The organism is Amycolatopsis sp. NPDC003861 (genome assembly GCF_053605405.1).
Window position 1 is genome coordinate 1 of the sequence record NZ_JBSGJD010000217.1, and the last position, 16,910, is coordinate 16,910.

Annotated in this window: 13 protein-coding genes; 6 read left to right on the forward strand and 7 right to left on the reverse strand. The window is 69.8% G+C overall.

Annotation, left to right across the window (positions count from 1 at the left end; genetic code table 11):
• Nucleotides 1–146 precede the first annotated feature (146 nt).
• Nucleotides 147–302 carry a hypothetical protein gene (locus tag ACWEVN_RS36995; protein WP_449687649.1) on the reverse strand — a complete coding sequence of 52 codons (156 nt, stop codon included), beginning with the start codon at nt 300–302 and terminating at the stop codon, nt 147–149.
• A 156-nt stretch (nt 303–458) separates the two neighbouring features.
• On the opposite strand from ACWEVN_RS36995, the gene ACWEVN_RS37000 reads away from it, so the two are divergent.
• From ACWEVN_RS37000 to ACWEVN_RS37015, 4 genes are read left to right on the forward strand one after another with little or no spacing between them, the layout of a single operon-like run.
• Nucleotides 459–998, forward strand: a complete 540-nt coding sequence (locus ACWEVN_RS37000) for a YbaB/EbfC family nucleoid-associated protein (protein ID WP_452054375.1) — start codon at nt 459–461, stop codon at nt 996–998.
• Nucleotides 998–1,330, forward strand: coding sequence for a hypothetical protein (locus tag ACWEVN_RS37005; RefSeq protein WP_310967707.1), 333 nt, complete (start codon nt 998–1,000; stop codon nt 1,328–1,330). The genes ACWEVN_RS37000 and ACWEVN_RS37005 overlap by 1 nt, the downstream gene beginning before the upstream one ends.
• A 10-nt stretch (nt 1,331–1,340) precedes the next feature.
• Nucleotides 1,341–2,567: a hypothetical protein gene (locus tag ACWEVN_RS37010; RefSeq protein ID WP_452054376.1), complete on the forward strand. Its 1,227-nt coding sequence runs from the start codon at nt 1,341–1,343 to the stop codon at nt 2,565–2,567.
• 2 nt (nt 2,568–2,569) lie between these two features.
• A complete protein-coding gene (locus ACWEVN_RS37015) occupies nt 2,570–3,175 on the forward strand; it encodes a hypothetical protein (RefSeq protein WP_452054377.1) in 606 nt (201 codons plus the stop codon).
• Here the strand turns inward: ACWEVN_RS37015 and ACWEVN_RS37020 are convergent.
• From ACWEVN_RS37020 to ACWEVN_RS37030, 3 genes are all read right to left on the reverse strand, one after another.
• The gene (locus ACWEVN_RS37020) at nt 3,156–3,380 is read right to left on the reverse strand and encodes a hypothetical protein (RefSeq protein WP_452054378.1); all 225 of its coding nucleotides are present in this window, start codon (nt 3,378–3,380) and stop codon (nt 3,156–3,158) included. The genes ACWEVN_RS37015 and ACWEVN_RS37020 overlap by 20 nt on opposite strands.
• Before the next feature lie 58 nt (nt 3,381–3,438).
• Nucleotides 3,439–4,068 (reverse strand): zinc ribbon domain-containing protein, encoded by a 630-nt coding sequence (locus ACWEVN_RS37025; protein WP_449687653.1) that lies wholly within the window; start codon nt 4,066–4,068, stop codon nt 3,439–3,441.
• A 73-nt stretch (nt 4,069–4,141) separates the two neighbouring features.
• Nucleotides 4,142–5,326, reverse strand: coding sequence for an MFS transporter (locus ACWEVN_RS37030; protein WP_452054379.1), 1,185 nt, complete (start codon nt 5,324–5,326; stop codon nt 4,142–4,144).
• A 95-nt stretch (nt 5,327–5,421) separates the two neighbouring features.
• Here ACWEVN_RS37030 and ACWEVN_RS37035 point away from each other — a divergent pair, with 95 nt between their 5' ends.
• Nucleotides 5,422–5,922 (forward strand): Lrp/AsnC family transcriptional regulator, encoded by a 501-nt coding sequence (locus tag ACWEVN_RS37035; protein ID WP_449687655.1) that lies wholly within the window; start codon nt 5,422–5,424, stop codon nt 5,920–5,922.
• Nucleotides 5,923–5,980: 58 nt separating this feature from the next.
• On the forward strand, nt 5,981–6,766 hold the full coding sequence (locus ACWEVN_RS37040; RefSeq protein WP_452054380.1) for a M15 family metallopeptidase: 786 nt from the start codon (nt 5,981–5,983) through the stop codon (nt 6,764–6,766).
• 51 nt (nt 6,767–6,817) lie between these two features.
• On the opposite strand, the gene ACWEVN_RS37045 is transcribed toward ACWEVN_RS37040, so the two are convergent.
• From ACWEVN_RS37045 to rpoB, 3 genes are all read right to left on the reverse strand, one after another.
• On the reverse strand, nt 6,818–8,551 hold the full coding sequence (locus ACWEVN_RS37045) for an SdrD B-like domain-containing protein (RefSeq protein ID WP_452054381.1): 1,734 nt from the start codon (nt 8,549–8,551) through the stop codon (nt 6,818–6,820).
• A 164-nt stretch (nt 8,552–8,715) separates the two neighbouring features.
• On the reverse strand, nt 8,716–12,627 hold the full coding sequence (locus ACWEVN_RS37050; RefSeq protein WP_449687659.1) for a DNA-directed RNA polymerase subunit beta': 3,912 nt from the start codon (nt 12,625–12,627) through the stop codon (nt 8,716–8,718).
• Nucleotides 12,628–12,717: 90 nt separating this feature from the next.
• Entirely contained in the window at nt 12,718–16,221 is a 3,504-nt protein-coding gene (rpoB, locus tag ACWEVN_RS37055; protein WP_449687660.1) for a DNA-directed RNA polymerase subunit beta, read from the reverse strand.
• Between the last annotated feature and the right edge of the window lie 689 nt (nt 16,222–16,910).

Below are 16,910 nucleotides of genomic sequence, written 5' to 3' on the forward strand. Positions count from 1 at the left end.
GCAAGCCCGCGCCGTCACCCAGCCCCGCGCTGTGGGTTGCGGGCCCGGCTCAAAGCGATCTTCACGGCCTCAGGCGACGGGATGACCACCCAGCTCCCTGTTCGGGGTTGGCGCACCGCCTCCGACTCGGTTCGCCGTCCCCTACCTCAGTCCTCGTCCGGCTTGGCGTGGTCCGGCTTGCCCGGGTTGGGGTCTCGGGACAGGTCGATCAGCGGGTGTACGCCCGCTCCCTCGGGGGCCGCGTGGCTGCCCGTCGACTTCGGTTCCTCTGAGGCGCCTGCGGCCCCTTCGGTGCTGGTCATCACACACTCCTCGCGCGTTGTCCCCTGCTTCCCTCTCGGGCCGAAACCTACCCATTACCCGGTCGGGTGATGCAGTGGGATCGGATCGGCCGTTCCGTGCGTCACAGTGCGGCCGGGGGGTCACGATGGGTGCACCACGAAACGGGAAGGGGCGGCATGTCGGGCGAGTTCGAGCAGCTGGTGGCCGAGTTCGAGCGGTTCCAAGCGGGCGTCCGCGACGCCGACGACCGGTTCGCCGGGCTCGGCGTCATGCAGCAGCAGCTGACCGAGCTGCGGGCGAGCGCCGCGTCGGCGGATGGGGGTGTCACCGTCGTCACCGGGCCCGGTGGGGCCGTTCTCGACGTGCAGTTCACCGAGGCCGCGCTGGCCAAGGGGCCGCAGGCCCTCTCCGCCACGCTCCTGGCCACGCTGCGGGAGGCCGTCGGCGAGGCGGCGCGGCGGCAGGCCGTCATCGTCGAGGAGAACATGGGCGACGACCTGGGCCTGGTCGACCAGGTCCTGGAGACGCAGGCCGTCGCGTTCGGAACCACCGTCGAAGAACTGCGGTCGAAGCTCACCGAAGAGACAGCGGAGCCGGCGCCGGACTTCTCCGAGCAGCGGGTGCTCCGGCCGGCCGATCCGCCGCCGCCCCTGCCCACCGCCGGGCCGAGTGCCGGCGACCGCTTCCTGCGGAACCTGTTCGACGAGGAGGACTGATGCCCGACGGCTACCGGGTCCGGGTGGACGCCCTGCACAAGTACGTCGCCGATCTGGACGAGTACCGCGGCCAAGGCGCGAAGATCACCGAGAAGGTCGCGCAGGCCGACGTCGGCGACAAGTCGTGGGGCGTGGTCGGCCTCTTCACCAAGAGCGGCTACGACGACACCTTGCGCGAGCTGCAGTCGCTGCTCGCGTCCATCGCGGACGGCCTGGCGTCGGCGCAGGCCAAGCTGACCGACGCGGCCAACGTCTACCAGGGCGTCGAGGACGACCACAAGATCTTCTTCGGCCAGGTCGAGACCCTGCTCGACGGCCCGGGAAAGCACTGAGGGGAACCACATGGCCGAGGTCGAAGACGTCGCGAGCGGCATCACCGTCAAGCCCGACGACCCGAAGACCGTGCTCGGGGTCAACGTCGACAACGCGATCAAGGCGACGCCGTTCGCCGGGGGCGCGGTCACCGTCGGCAAGGACGCCGTCTCGGTGACGAAGGCGGTCTTCGCGCCGCAGCCCGACGGCGCGGACATCACCCTCGCGCTCGGCACCATCGCCACCGACACCGCGAGCTTCATCCAGTCGAGCTCGAGCACCCTCACCGACATCGCCACCGACCCGCTCGGCTGGCTGGTCGGCCAGGGGCTGAACTTCCTGGTCAACGCCGTCCAGCCGATCCAGGACGCGATCCACTTCGTCAGCGGCGACGGCCCGGCGCTGGGCGTCGCGGCGGAGAACTTCGGGGCCATCGCCACCGGGCTGGACAAGCTGGCCAAGAACTTCGCCGAGGTCGCCGACGAGTCCCTCAAGGACTGGGAGGGCAACGCGAGCGACGCGGCGAAGACGGCGCTCGGCGAGTTCGCGCACGGCATCGAGGGCGTTGCCGGGAAGTCCGGCGACCTGGCGCGGATGCTGCAGCTCAACAGCATGCTGATGAGCTTCGTCGAGGACCTGATCAAGGCGATCCTCACCGAGTTCGTGACCTGGCTGATCCTGTTGTGGGTGCCCGCCCTGGCCGCCGCGGTGCCGACCTGCGGGGCTTCGCTGTCGGCCGCGGCCCCGGTGACCGAGGTCAAGGCCGCCCAGACGACCGCGAAGACCACGCAGAAGGTGAACAAGCTGCGCGAGCTCCTGCAGAAGGTGCTCGACTGGCTCCGGAAGCTGCAGCAGAAGTTCGCTTCGACGACGCTGGGCAAGTCGCTGACGAAGATCGCGAAGGAAAACGAAGGCAAGGACCTCCTCCAGAAGGCCGTCGGCGACAAGGGCCTGATCGGCAAGCGCTGGGCGAAGGCCTTCGAAAACCCGGTGCTCGACGCCGCCGGCAAGGTCGACTACACGAAGACGATGCTCAAGGCCGGCGCCACCGAAGCGCTGAAGAAGGGCGGCGAGGCGGCGGTCAAGGGCGTGCTCGGCTACAACCCGGCCAACCCCGGCGACAACCCGGCCAAGACGGTCAACGACCACCTCGGCAAGCTCAACAGCCACGTGAAGAGTGCGAAGAAGACGAGCGACTACGACGGGACCGGCCGCGACCAGTCCGTCGAAGAGACCCGCGAGGACCTGGACTTCTGACGATGCAGACGCTCTTCACGATCGGCGTGCTGGTGGTCGTGGCCGCGGTGGCCGCCGCGATCTGGTGGCGGTCGCAGCGGAAGGCCGCCGCGGGCCGCGAGAACCACTGGTTCAAGGCGTTCGCGGCCGAGCAGGGCGGCACGTTCGGCGGCGGAGCGCCGTCCTTCGGCGTGTTTCACCCGACCGGGCGACCACTGACGGGGGCGCCGGACGACCCGTGGGTCGAGTTCCGCCTCGGCAACCGGCCGGCGCTGGCGATCGACACGCGGGAGTCGTACCGGAACTTCGACGACCACGTGTACTTCCGGGACCTCCACGTGACGCAGGTGCGCGTGCCGCCGGGCCCGGAGCTGCGGATCGTCCCGGGGCGTCCGGTGTCGATGCCGACGCTCCCGCCGGACTCGGGCCTCGACGCCGAGGTGGCGCGGTGGCTGGCGGCGAACCCGCGGTTCGCGCAGCGGGAGGTCGTCGTCGAGAACGGCGCCGCACGCACGTGGGGCCAGGGCTGCGCGACGCGGCAGAACGTGCTGGCCGAGGCCCGCTACCTCGCCGAGCTGGCCGATCACCTGCCCGCGGCGCTCGGGAACCTCAGCGGCGGCGCGACGTGAGGTGGGTCAGGCCCGCCGACAGCGCGAACAGCACCCCGAGGCCGACGACGTAGGGCCCGGCCAGCAGGGCGAACCCCGCGCCGATGTTGGCGTCGGGCTGATCCGACGTCGCCCGGAAACCGATCGCGCCTACCGACAGCAGGATCGCACCCGCGGTGATCAGTACGACGGCGATCACCGTGAGGCGCTTCGTGACGGGCGTCATGCCTTCATGGTGCCCGGGGCGCGGCGGATCCGCCGGATCAGCGCACCCCGGGCGTGGGTCAGAGTTTGCTGCCGCAGTCCGAGCAGAACATCGCGCCCGGCTTGTTGCTCTCGTTGCCGCAGCCACCGCAGGCGACCTTGAGGGCCAGCGACGTACCGCAGGAGGAACAGAACTTGCCGCCGTCGGCCTTCAGGCCGCAGCCCGGGCAGGCGACCTTCGCGCGGGTGTCGATGTCCAGGTTCGACGTCCAGTCCTTCTCGCGGGCCTTCTCCCAGATCTGGTCGCGCTGGGCCGACGCCTGGGCACGCGAGATCTCCTCGGCGACGCTGGGCGAGCAGCGCAGGCACTGGCCGATCTCCTCGTTCCAGCACTGGTCGTGGCACATCCAGTCGCCGCAGCCGCGGCACTGGCGGAAGCTCGGGGTGATCTCCTCGACCGCCGCCGCCAGGGCCCTGTCCTTGGCCGGCGAGTTCGTCGCGCGGTCGTAGCGCCACTGGTCGGCCGAATTGCTCAGGTCGCGCAGGGTCCCGCCGAAGAAGGAGCCGACCGCGCGCAGCACGCTCCGGCCGGTCTCGACGTTGTCGCGCTGGAAGGCGGAGCGGAAGCCGTTGCCGCAGCGTTCGCAGCGGAACTCGAACTGGTATCCCTGCGTGTTCGACAGGTCCGAGAAGTTGTCCGTGAAAGGCACAGAGTCAGCCACGGCCCATCTTGGCGACGCGGCCGCGGCCGCCGGGACGAGAGATTTGCCGACAACGGACCGGCTACCGGCCGTCACGAGGCACGAGCAGCACCAGCGGGAGCAGGGCCAGCACCCCGCCGACCACCGCGACCAGCGCGTACCCGCCGCCGGCGAACAGCGCCCCGGACCCCAGCCCGGCCAGCGCGGACGCCGACCAGACGACCGCGTCGACCGTGCCCTGCACCCGGCTGCGCGTCTCCGGCGGGAGGTCCCGGCTGAGCTGCGCGCTGCCGCCGACGAACACCAGGTTCCAGCCGTAGCCCAGGAGGAACAGCGCGATCGGCAGGCCGGAGGTGTGGGCCGTCGGCGCGGCGAGCGCGGTCGCCGCCGCCAGGGCGAGGAGGCCGAGACCGGCGTTGACGGCGACGTGCGGACCCCAGCGGTCGGCGATCCGGCCGGACAGCGGGGCCAGCGCGAACATGCCGAACAGGTGCGCGCCCAGCACCCAGCCGACGACGTCGAGGCCGTGCCCGTGCGCCTGGAGCTGCAACGGCGTCATCGTCATCACCGCGCCCATCGTGAGCTGCGCGGCGACCATGGCGATCAGCGGCCGCGCGAAACCAGCCGGGCGCACCAGGCGGTTTTGCGCGGCGGCCACGACCGGAACCGAGCTCGCGGGCACGTGCCGCGGGAGGAACGCCGGTGCCAGTGCCGCGGCCGCCGTGGCCAGGACCGCCACCGCGGCGGGGCCGGACAGCGACGGCCACCCGAAGCCGGCCGCGGCTCCGGCCGCCGGGGCCATCAGCGCCGGCCCGGCGAGCGCGCCGATCGTCCCGCCCCAGACGACGGTCGAGAGCGCGCGGCCCCGGCGGTCCGGCGGGTACAGGTCCGCGGCCAGGTACCGCGAAAGCTGGGCGCCGCCGTTGCCCAGGCCGACCAGCAGGATGCCGAGCAGCAGCGGCACCACCGACGTCGCCAGCGCGCCCGCGAACGCCACCAGCGCACCGGCCGCGGCGACGCCGTAGCCGACGGCCAGCACGCGGCGGCTGCCGTGGACCGGCACCAGCGTCCCGGCGCCGAGCGCGCCCGCCGCCGTGCCGAGCACGTTCGCCACGCTCGGCAGCCCGCTCCAGACCGCGCCGCTGCCGGCGGCGACGATCAAGGTGGCCGCCGTGCCGAGACCGACCGTGGCCGTGTTGAGCAAGGCGACGCCGGCGAACAGCGCCACCGTGGACCGGGTCCGGCCGGCCACCGTGAAAGTCCCCATGAGCAGCAACGTTAGGGAAGTTCCGCCCCGGTTCGAAGGGGCGGCGAGCGGAATTTCGGTCGCCCGGCCCGCGCAACGGAAGGAAAATGCGGTCCATGACCTTCCGTTCGGAAAAGCCGCTGGACAACGTCGACTGGCGGCTGCTGGAGCTGCTGCAGGCCGACGGGCGGCTGTCGTTCAAGGAGCTCGGGCGGCGGATCAGCCTGTCGGCGCCGGCGGTGGCCGAGCGGGTGCGGCGGCTGGAGGAGACCGGCGTGATCACCGGCTACCGCGCCCAGGTGGACGCGCGGCGGGCGGGCCAGCCGCTGCAGGCGTTCGTCGAGATGCGCTGCGCGTTGGCCAGCTGCCTCCTGAAGACGTCGAAGTCCGAGGACTACCCGGAGGTCGTGGAGATCCACCGGCTGAGCGGCGACCACTGCACGATGCTGAAGGTCCGGACGGCCTCGCTCGAGCACTTCGAGGGCCTGCTGGAGCGGCTGGGCAAGCACGGCGAGCTGCGGTCGTCGGTGGTGCTGTCGACGCAGTTCGAGGGGCGTCCGGTGCAGCCGCCCTCGGACGACTTCCTGCGCGCGACGACGTCCGAGGGCTGGTCCTGACGAAGGGGTGCCCGGAAGGCGGCTGTGCGCCGGCGCCCCGGGCTGCTAGACGAGAGGCATGCCGATCTTCACTCGCCGGGTGCGCGCCCTCGCCGTCACCCTCGCCGCACTGGGCGGCCTCGCCGTGCCCACGCCCGCGCAGGCCGCCACGCCGGGGGCGTTCGTCGCGCTCTCCGACGTCGCGCCGTCGATCCTGCAGGACATCCGCTACGACACGCGGCACAACTTCGTCGGCCGCCGCATCGACGGGTACCGCCGGCCGATGTGCATCCTGACGCGGCAGGCCGCCGAAGGGCTGCGGAAGGCGCAGGCGCAACTGGTCCGGCAGGGGTACACGCTCAAGGTGTACGACTGCTACCGGCCGCAGCGGGCCGTCGACCACTTCGTGCGGTGGGCCAAGAACCTCGCCGACGAGACGATGAAGGCGGAGTTCTACCCGAACGTCGCCAAGGACCGGCTCTTCGCCGACGGGTACATCGCCGAGAAGTCCGGCCACAGCCGCGGCAGCACGATGGACCTGACGCTCGTCCGGATCCCGCCGCGGTTCCAGCGACCGTACGTCCCGGGCGAGCCGCTCAAGGCGTGCTTCGCGCCGCGGGACCAGCGCTTCCCGGACAACACGGTCGACATGGGCACCGGCTACGACTGCTTCGACCCGCTCGCCCACACCGACAACCCGGCGATCACCGGCGTCGCCCGGCAGAACCGCGACCTGCTGCGTTCGACGATGGCCGCGGCGGGCTTCCGCAACCTGCCCGAGGAGTGGTGGCACTTCACGCTGAACGGCGAACCGTTCCCGGACACCTACTTCGACTTCCCGGTGTCCCGCGGAAGCCTGCACTGACGCGAAAGCGCCCCGCGGTCCACAATGGACCACGGGGCGCTCCGCCGGCGATCAGGCCGAGCGACGGCGGCGGGCGCCGGCCACCAGGCCACCGCCGAGCGCGAGGGCGAGCAGCGCGAGGGCGCCCAGGCCGATCGCGTCGACGCCGGTGCTGGCGAGGCCGGAGCCGCTCTGGCCACCCCCGGCGCCGCCGGCCGCGCCGGTGGTCGAGGTCGGCGCACCGGCGGTGCAGTCGGCCGGGTTGACCGGGACGACCGGGAGCGGCGCGTCACCTTCCTCGACGTCGATCCCGACGCGGGACTCCGACGAACCCCACACGTCGATGTTGGTGGGGTTGTCGTACTTGACCTTCAGGCCCTTCGGCGGCAGGAGGTACAGCCGGTACTCGGGGCCGGGCACCACGTCGTGGAACTCGAAGTGGCCCTTCGCGTCGGTCGTCTGCTCGCCGGTGACCGGGCAGTGCTGGTCGGACACCAGGACGACCTTGACCCCGGCGACACCCTGCGCCCCCTGCTTCACGTCACCCACGACGGTGCCCTTGGCCCCCGGCACCGCCGCCCGGTCGTCGGCCTGCGCGTGGTTCTCGGTGTCGACCTCGGGATAGCCGAAGTCACACGCGGCGACGACGTAGCCGCGGTTGAAGGCGGCCTTCGGCACCGTTTCGGACACGTCGAAGGTCCGCGTCTGCCCCGGCTCGATCCGCACGCCGTCGCCGGCGAGATCGCCCCACCCCGGGCCGCGGCCGCTCAAGACGTAGTCGCTGCCGGCGCGGTTGCATTCGGCGACGATGCCGGTGAGCGGGATCGGGCCGGAGTTGGCCAGCGTCACGGTGACGTGCGCGAGGTCGCCGACTTGGTAGCTGTCCTGGGTGAAGGCCATCGTCGCCTTCAGCGCGCCGTTCAACGGCGGCGTCCCGCGGAAGAGCAGGTCGGTGTCCGCTCCGATCCGGACGGTCCGCCACGGGAACAGCCAGCCGTCGATCACCTCGCCGCCGACGTAGTACTCCGCGGCCGGGAGGTCGAGAGCGAACTTGCCGTCGGCGCCGGTGGTCGCGGAGTAGGTGCTCGTGCCGTGGACGTACCGCAGCGTGACCTTGATGCCGGCCAGCTGCTCGCCGGCGTCGAGGACCCCGTTGCCGTTCTTGTCGCCGTACACCGTGCCGGTCGCGTGCCCGGCGGCCTTGGTCACCGGAACGCCGAACTGGAACTGCGGCCCGGCGCTGTTCCCGCTCTCGTCGAACAAGATGCCGCGCACGGTCGCGGTGGTCGCGTCGAGGTCGCGGACCTGCGCGGAAACCGCCACCTCGAACGTCTGTCCCGGTTCGAGGGTCACCCCCGGCTTGTTCTCGAGCTGACCCCAGCCGCCGTAGAGGACCTGGACGTCGGTCGAGTCGACCACCATCTGGTACATCGTCAGGCCGGCCGCCGTCGTCGCACCGGTGTTCGTCAGCTTGACGGTGAAGTGGATGTCCTCGTCGGTCCGGTAGGAGTCCTTGTCGAAGGCGACCGAGACCGCGACCTGGGCCCGCTCGGCCCGCGGCTGTGCCGCCGCGGGCTTGCTTTCCGGCTTCGCTTCCGACGGCGTGGAACTCGGCGGTGCCTCCGAACTCGCCGGGGCCTCCGATGTGGACGGAGATGTGGCCGGAGCGGTCGAGGCCGGCGCGCCGGCCTCCGGTGTCGGCTCCTCCGCCGCGGCCGGGCCGGCGAACACGCTGGTCAGCACGGCTGCGGCCGTCACCGCGGCGAAACCGCGCGCGAGGGATCTCGCGCTTCTGGATATGTTCACGAACAGTCACCCCTGATTACCCGTTGGAAACGCGCAAAGCCCCCGAACCGCGTGAACCGGCTCACTCTAGCGGGATTCCGGGCGGGTGAATACCTGATCAGGGTGACAAAGGGGAAAGGCCCCCGCCGGAAACCCGGCGGGGGCCTTTCCTTTCAAAAACCTCGTCAGCGGAAGTCGCGGCCGAAGTCGTAGTCGTCCAGCGGAACCGCGGCACCGGTACCCGTACCGAACACGTCCGGGGTGTAGTAGCCGTCGTCGTAGGACGGGATCGCGTACGCCGCGACCCGGGCCTCTTCGGTCGGCTGCACCTGGATGTTGCGGTACTTGTTGATGCCCGTACCGGCCGGGATCAGCTTACCGATGATCACGTTCTCCTTGAGGCCCACGAGCTTGTCCGAGCGGCCGTTGATGGCCGCGTCGGTCAGGACGCGCGTGGTCTCCTGGAACGACGCCGCCGACAGCCACGAGTCCGTGGTGAGCGACGCCTTCGTGATCCCCATCAGCACCGGACGGCCCGAAGCCGGCTCGCCACCTTCGGCGACCGCGGCCCGGTTCGTCGCCTCGAACTTCGTCCGCTCGGGCAGCTCGCCCGGCAGGAAGTCCGTGGCCCCGGAGTCGATGATCGTCACCCGGCGCAGCATCTGCCGGACGATGACCTCGATGTGCTTGTCGTGGATCGACACACCCTGGGCGCGGTACACCTTCTGGACCTCGTCCACCAGGTGGATCTGCGCCTCGCGCGGCCCCATGACCCGCAGGACCTCGTGCGGGTCCGGCGTGCCTTCGAGCAGCTGCTGACCGACGTGCACGTGGTCGCCGTCGCCCAGCGGGCCGTTCGGGGTGTTCGCGAGCCGCTGCCGCTTGGACAGCTTGTCGAAGACGATCTCCTCGCCCCCGTCGTCCGGGATGAGGGTGATCTTCCAGAACCGCTCGCTCTCCTCGATCCGCACGCGGCCGTCGACGTCGGCGATGGGCGCCTTGCCCTTCGGGACGCGGGCCTCGAACAGCTCCTGGACACGCGGCAGACCGGTCGTGATGTCGTCACCGGCGACACCACCCTGGTGGAACGTACGCATCGTCAGCTGCGTACCCGGCTCACCGATCGACTGGGCGGCGACGATACCCACCGCCTCGCCGACGTCGACGAGCTGACCGGTCGCCATCGAGCGGCCGTAGCAGGTCGCGCAGATACCGACGGCCGACTCGCACGTCAGCACCGAGCGGACCTTGACCTTCGAGATGCCGCTGCCGAGCAGCTTCTCGATGGCCGGGTCGCCCAGGTCGTCGCCGGCGTTCAGCACGACGTTGCCCTTGGCGTCCACCGCGTCCGTCGCGAGGTTCCGCGCGTACACCGAGGTCTCGACGTGCTGGTCGCGCAGGACCTTGCCGTCGCCGATGTCCTCGCCGATCGGCATCATGATGCCGCGGGTGGTGCCGCAGTCGATCTCGCGGACGATGACGTCCTGCGAGACGTCCACCAGACGCCGGGTCAGGTAACCCGAGTCGGCGGTCCGCAGCGCCGTGTCCGCCAGGCCCTTCCGGGCACCGTGCGTCGCGATGAAGTACTCCGCCACCGACAGGCCCTCACGGAAGTTGGCCTTGATCGGACGCGGGATGTACTCACCCTTCGGGTTCGACACCAGGCCACGCATACCGGCCAGCGACCGGACCTGCGTCATGTTACCGGCGGCGCCCGACTTCACGATCATGGCGATCGGGTTGTCGTCCGGCAGCGCCGTCTCCATGATCTTGTGGACCTCTTCGGTGGCCTGCGTCCACACCTTGACGAGCTCGTTGTTGCGCTCGGCGTGCGACAGCTGACCGCGCTGGTAGCGCTTCTCCACCTGGGAGGCCTTGCCCTCGTACTCGTCGAGGATGGCCTTCTTGCCCACCGGGGTGAGCACGTCCGAGATGGCGACGGTGACGCCCGAACGGGTCGCCCAGTAGAAGCCGGCGTCCTTCAGGCGGTCCAGGGTCTGCGCGACCTGGGTCATCGAGTACCGCTCGGCGAGGTCGTTCACGATCGCGGCCTGCCGCTTCTTCGGCATCGGCTCGTTGATGAACGGGTAGTCCGCCGGCAGCAGCTCGTTGAACAGCACGCGGCCCAGGGTCGTCTCGGCCAGCCACGCCTTGCCCGGCTCCCAGCCCTTCTCCGCGAGCGCCGGCTCGTCGGCCTTGGCCGGCTGCCGGTCGGTGATGCGGATCTTGACCGGGGCGTGCAGGCTCAGGGCCTTGCGGTCGAAGGCCATGATGGCCTCGGCCGGCGACGAGTACGCGTTGCCCGCGCCCTCGGCCGTCTCGGTCAGGCGGGTCAGGTGGAACAGGCCGGTGACCATGTCCAGCCGCGGCATGGCGAGCGGGCGGCCCGACGCCGGCGACAGGATGTTGTTCGCCGACAGCATCAGGATCCGGGCCTCGGCCTGCGCCTCGGCCGACAGCGGCAGGTGCACCGCCATCTGGTCACCGTCGAAGTCCGCGTTGAACGCCTCGCAGACCAGCGGGTGCAGCTGGATGGCCTTGCCCTCGACCAGCTGCGGCTCGAAGGCCTGGATGCCGAGGCGGTGCAGGGTCGGCGCGCGGTTCAGCATCACCGGGTGGCCGGTGATGACCTCTTCCAGCACGTCCCACACCTGCGGCCGCGAGCGCTCCACCATCCGCTTGGCGGACTTGATGTTCTGCGCGTGGTTCAGGTCGACCAGCCGCTTCATGACGAACGGCTTGAACAGCTCGAGCGCCATGTCCTTCGGCAGGCCGCACTGGTGCAGCTTCAGCTGCGGGCCGACGATGATGACCGAACGGCCCGAGTAGTCGACGCGCTTGCCGAGCAGGTTCTGGCGGAACCGGCCCTGCTTGCCCTTGAGCAGGTCGGACAGCGACTTCAGCGGCCGGTTGCCCGGGCCGGTGACCGGACGCCCGCGGCGGCCGTTGTCGAACAGCGCGTCGACGGCCTCCTGCAGCATCCGCTTCTCGTTGTTGACGATGATCTCGGGCGCGCCGAGGTCGATCAGCCGCTTGAGGCGGTTGTTCCGGTTGATCACCCGGCGGTACAGGTCGTTCAGGTCGGAGGTCGCGAAGCGGCCACCGTCCAGCTGCACCATCGGGCGCAGGTCCGGCGGGATCACCGGGACGGCGTCGAGCACCATGCCGCGCGGGTCGTTGCCGGTGGCCTGGAAGGCCGCGACGACCTTGAGCCGCTTCAGCGCGCGGAGCTTCTTCTGCCCCTTGCCGTTGCGGATGGTGTCGCGCAGGCTGTCGGCCTCGGCGTTGACGTCGAACTCGGTGGCCAGCTTCTGGATGGCCTCCGCGCCCATGCCGCCGGTGAAGTACTCGCCGTAGCGGTCGACGAGCTCGCGGTAGAGCAGCTCGTCGGCGATCAGCTGGCGGGTGTCGAGCTTCGTGAAGGTCGTCCAGACCTCCTCGAGGCGGTCCAGCTCGCGGCCGGCGCGGTCGCGCAGCTGGCGCATCTCGCGCTCGCCGCCCTCCTTGACCTTGCGTCGGACGTCGGACTTGGCGCCCTCCGCCTCCAGCGCGGCCAGGTCGGCTTCGAGCTTCTGCGCCCGCGCCTCGATGTCCGCGTCCCGCTTGGTCTCGAGGTTCTTGCGCTCGACGCCGATCTCGTTCTCGAGGGTCGGCAGGTCGTTGTGGCGCAGCTCCGTGTTCACGCCGGTGATGACGTAAGCCGCGAAGTAGATGATCTTCTCGAGGTCCTTCGGCGCCAGGTCCAGCAGGTAGCCCAGGCGGGAGGGAACACCCTTGAAGTACCAGATGTGGGTGACCGGGGCGGCCAGCTCGATGTGGCCCATCCGCTCGCGACGCACCTTGGCGCGGGTCACCTCGACGCCGCAGCGCTCACAGATGATGCCCTTGAAGCGGACGCGCTTGTACTTGCCGCAGTAGCACTCCCAGTCCCGGGTCGGGCCGAAGATCTTCTCGCAGAAGAGGCCGTCCTTCTCGGGCTTGAGCGTCCGGTAGTTGATGGTCTCCGGCTTCTTGACCTCGCCGTACGACCACTGACGGATGTCGTCGGCCGTGGCGAGACCAATGCGGAGCTCATCGAAGAAGTTGACGTCCAGCACGTCTAAGTCCCCTTGGGGTTGTTTCGGCTAGAAGAGGGGTCGGCGGTGGAGCGGGGACCCACGGGAGGCAGGTCCCCGCTCGACACCGGATCAGTGCACGACGTCGTCCACCGAGGGCGACTCGTTGCGGGACAGGTTGATGCCGAGGTTGGCCGCGGCGCGCTCGAGGTCCTCGTCGTCGGAGTCGCGCATCTCGATCGCCGCGCCGTCGCTGGAGAGCACCTCGACGTTGAGGCACAGCGACTGGAGCTCCTTGAGGAGCACCTTGAACGACTCCGGGATGCCCGGCTCGGGGATGTTCTCGCCCTTGACGATGGCCTCGTACACCTTGACGCGGCCGACCACGTCGTCCGACTTGATCGTCAGCAGCTCCTGCAGCGTGTAGGCGGCGCCGTACGCCTGCATCGCCCAGCACTCCATCTCACCGAAGCGCTGGCCACCGAACTGCGCCTTACCACCCAGCGGCTGCTGCGTGATCATCGAGTACGGACCGGTGGAGCGGGCGTGGATCTTGTCGTCGACCAGGTGGTGCAGCTTCAGGATGTACATGTAGCCGACGGACACCGGGTACGGGTACGGCTCGCCGGAACGGCCGTCGAACAGGTTGGCCTTCCCGTTCTCCTTGACCATCCGCTCGCCGTCGCGGTTCGGCTTCGTGCTGCTGAGCAGCCCGGTGAGCTCCTCCTCCTTCGCGCCGTCGAACACCGGGGTGGCGGTGTTCGTGCCGGGCGCGACGTCGCGCAGCTCGGGCGAAAGGTTCTTCGCCCAGTCCGGGTCGCCCTCGATCGTCCAGCCCTGCGAAGCCAGCCAGCCCAGGTGCAGCTCGAGGATCTGGCCGATGTTCATCCGGCGCGGCACACCGTGGGTGTTCAGGATGATGTCGACCGGGGTGCCGTCCTCCATGAACGGCATGTCCTCGACCGGCAGGATCTTGCCGATGACACCCTTGTTGCCGTGCCGGCCGGCGAGCTTGTCGCCCGGCTGGATCTTGCGCTTCTGGGCCACGTAGACGCGGACCAGCTCGTTGACGCCCGGGGGCAGCTCGTCGTCGTCCTCGCGGGAGAACACCCGGATGCCGATGACCTTGCCGGTCTCGCCGTGCGGCACCTTCAGCGAGGTGTCGCGGACTTCGCGGGCCTTCTCGCCGAAGATCGCGCGGAGCAGGCGCTCCTCCGGGGTCAGCTCGGTCTCGCCCTTCGGCGTGACCTTGCCGACCAGGATGTCGCCGTCGCGGACCTCGGCACCGATCCGGATGATGCCGCGCTCGTCGAGGTCGGCCAGGACCTCCTCGGAGACGTTCGGGATGTCCCGGGTGATCTCCTCGGCGCCCAGCTTCGTGTCGCGGGCGTCGATCTCGTGCTCCTCGATGTGGATCGACGTCAGCACGTCGTCCTGCACCAGGCGCTCGGAGAGGATGATCGCGTCCTCGTAGTTGTGGCCCTCCCACGGCATGACCGCGACCAGCAGGTTCTTGCCGAGCGCCACCTCACCGTTTTCGGTGGACGGGCCGTCGGCGATGACCTGACCGGCTTCCACCCGGTCGCCCTCGTTGACGATCGGGCGGTGGTTGAAGCAGGTGCCGTGGTTCGAGCGGCGGAACTTGTAGAGGCTGTAGGCCTTCCGCGTCCCGTCGTCGTGCATGACCGTGATCAGGTCGGCAGAGAGCTCCTCCACCACGCCCGACTGCTCGGCGACCAGCATGTCGCCGGAGTCGATCGCGGCGCGCAGCTCCACGCCGGTGCCGACGTACGGCGCCTGGCTGCGGAGCAGCGGCACGGCCTGACGCTGCATGTTCGCGCCCATCAGCGCGCGGTTCGCGTCGTCGTGCTCGAGGAACGGGATCATCGCCGTCGCGATCGAGACCATCTGCCGCGGCGACACGTCCATGTAGTCGATGTCGAGCGGGTCGATCAGCTCGACCTCGCCGCCCTTGCGGCGGGCCATGACCCGGTCTTCGACGAAGGTGCCGTCGTCCGAGATCGGCGCGTTCGCCTGGGCCTTGACGTAGCGGTCTTCCTCGTCCGCGGTCAGGTAGTCGATCTGGTCGGTGACCCGGCCCTCGACGACCTTGCGGTACGGCGTCTCGATGAAGCCGAACGGGTTGACCCGCGCGTAGGAGCAGAGCGAGCCGATCAGGCCGATGTTCGGGCCTTCCGGCGTCTCGATCGGGCACATCCGGCCGTAGTGCGACGGGTGGACGTCGCGGACCTCCATGCCGGCGCGCTCACGCGACAGACCACCCGGGCCCAGCGCGTTGAGGCGGCGCTTGTGGGTCAGGCCGTCGATCGGGTTCGTCTGCTGCATGAACTGCGACAGCTGCGAGGTGCCGAAGAACTCCTTGATCGCCGCGCCGATCGGGCGGATGTTGATCAGGGTCTGCGGGGTGATCGCCTCGACGTCCTGCGTGGTCATGCGCTCGCGGACGACGCGCTCGGTGCGCGACAGGCCGACCCGGATCTGGTTCTGGATCAGCTCGCCGACGGTGCGGATGCGGCGGTTGCCGAAGTGGTCGATGTCGTCGGTCTCGACCGGGATCTCGGTGCCGTTCGCGGCGTCCATCTTGTCCTCGCCGGCGTGCAGCCGGACCAGGTACTCGATGATCGTGACGATGTCCTCTTCGGTCAGCGTCCCGTTGTCGATCGGCGTCGACAGGCCCAGCTTCTTGTTGACCTTGTACCGGCCGACCTTGGCCAGGTCGTAGCGCTTCGCCTTGAAGAACAGGTTCTCCAGCAGGGTCTGCGCGCTCTCCTTCGTGGGCGGCTCGCCCGGGCGCAGCTTGCGGTAGATGTCGAGCAGCGCCTCGTCGGTGCCGGCGGTGTGGTCCTTCTCGAGGGTGGCCAGCAGCGTCTCCGAGAAGGAGAAGCGCTCGCGGATCGCCTCGGTGGTCCAGCCCAGGGCCTTCAGCAGCACGGTGACCGGCTGGCGGCGCTTGCGGTCGATGCGGACGCCGACGGTGTCGCGCTTGTCGACGTCGAACTCCAGCCAGGCACCCCGGCTCGGGATGACCCGGACGCTGAAGACGTCCTTGTCGGAGGTCTTGTCGATGTCCTTGGAGTAGTAGACGCCCGGGGAGCGGACCAGCTGGGACACCACGACACGCTCGGTGCCGTTGATGACGAAGGTGCCCTTGTCGGTCATCACCGGGAAGTCGCCGAGGAAGACCGTCTGGCTCTTGATCTCACCCGTGTTGTTGTTGACGAACTCCGCCGTGACGAACAGCGGGGCCGCGTACGTCATGTCCTTGTCCTTGCACTCCTCGATCGAGGCCTTGACCTCGTCGAAGCGCGGGGCGGAGAAGGATAGGGACATCGAACCGGAGAAGTCTTCGATCGGGGAGATCTCGTTGAGGACCTCTTCGAGGCCGCCGACCGGGTTCTCTTCACCTTCCTCGACACGGCGCTGGAACCACGCTTCGTCCCCGGTGAACCACTGGAACGACTGGATCTGGACGTCGAGCAGGTTGGGGGTGTTCAGGGGTTCGCGAATCTTTGCGAAGGAAACCCGCTTGGGCGCGCCGGGGATTCCCGTGGCCTCCGAGCGAGATTCAGCCGAGGTGGTCGCAGCAGTGGCCTGGTTCGCGGGAGAGACTGCCAAGATGCGTCCTTCCGGGGACAATGAGCGGTGACGGCCGCCATAGCAACAGCTATCAGCGACTGTCAAGGGTGCCGTGTGCCCACTATCCTAACTACCGGCTCCGGGCAGCCTGAAAGAGGGCAGCGCAAAGAGACAGTCTAGCCCGAACGTCGCGGCTTGTCCAGGGGGCGCTCCCGATGGGGCCCAGCCTGCTTCGCAACGTCTTCAGGTATGCCTCCGGGCGACCCGGTGGTCCCTCCCGCAAGGGCCCCGGTTTCGCCGTCGGGAGTAAGCGTGACCCCACCGGAGCTTCCAGTCAAGATGCCACACGGGGGTCCCGCCGGTTGGCGCAGCGTGGAAGAGGTTCAGCGGAGCGTGAGCGGCCGAATATCATTCCAGCTACCAGCGGGTAACGCCACTCTGGGGGTTCTACCTGGGGTTTTGCCGGGGTGGGTGGGGGTATGGCGTAGGCCACTGGGTCGGGATGGGGTCGGGCGTGTCGGGGTTGGGTTCGGGCGGGAGAGCGCTTACGGATGGTCTTGGGGGTGGGCTGTCGGGGCTGGGGTGGCGGCTTTGGGGCGGGCGGGTGTCGGGTGATGGGGGCGCGCGGCCACGGCGCCCGGGCGCGGAGGGCTGCGGGGCCGAGGTGGTGGCTTCGGGCCGGGCGGGCGCCACGTGACTGGGGCGCGCAGCCGCGCGGCACCCGGACC

Excerpts from the sequence above, each read along its gene's own strand:
- ACWEVN_RS36995 (WP_449687649.1), bottom strand. The coding sequence starts at position 302 with ATGACCAGCACCGAAGGGGCCGCAGGCGCCTCAGAGGAACCGAAGTCG.
- ACWEVN_RS37000 (WP_452054375.1), top strand. The coding sequence starts at position 459 with ATGTCGGGCGAGTTCGAGCAGCTGGTGGCCGAGTTCGAGCGGTTCCAA.
- ACWEVN_RS37005 (WP_310967707.1), top strand. The coding sequence starts at position 998 with ATGCCCGACGGCTACCGGGTCCGGGTGGACGCCCTGCACAAGTACGTC.
- ACWEVN_RS37010 (WP_452054376.1), top strand. The coding sequence starts at position 1,341 with ATGGCCGAGGTCGAAGACGTCGCGAGCGGCATCACCGTCAAGCCCGAC.
- ACWEVN_RS37015 (WP_452054377.1), top strand. The coding sequence starts at position 2,570 with ATGCAGACGCTCTTCACGATCGGCGTGCTGGTGGTCGTGGCCGCGGTG.
- ACWEVN_RS37020 (WP_452054378.1), bottom strand. The coding sequence starts at position 3,380 with ATGACGCCCGTCACGAAGCGCCTCACGGTGATCGCCGTCGTACTGATC.
- ACWEVN_RS37030 (WP_452054379.1), bottom strand. The coding sequence starts at position 5,326 with ATGGGGACTTTCACGGTGGCCGGCCGGACCCGGTCCACGGTGGCGCTG.
- ACWEVN_RS37035 (WP_449687655.1), top strand. The coding sequence starts at position 5,422 with ATGACCTTCCGTTCGGAAAAGCCGCTGGACAACGTCGACTGGCGGCTG.
- ACWEVN_RS37040 (WP_452054380.1), top strand. The coding sequence starts at position 5,981 with ATGCCGATCTTCACTCGCCGGGTGCGCGCCCTCGCCGTCACCCTCGCC.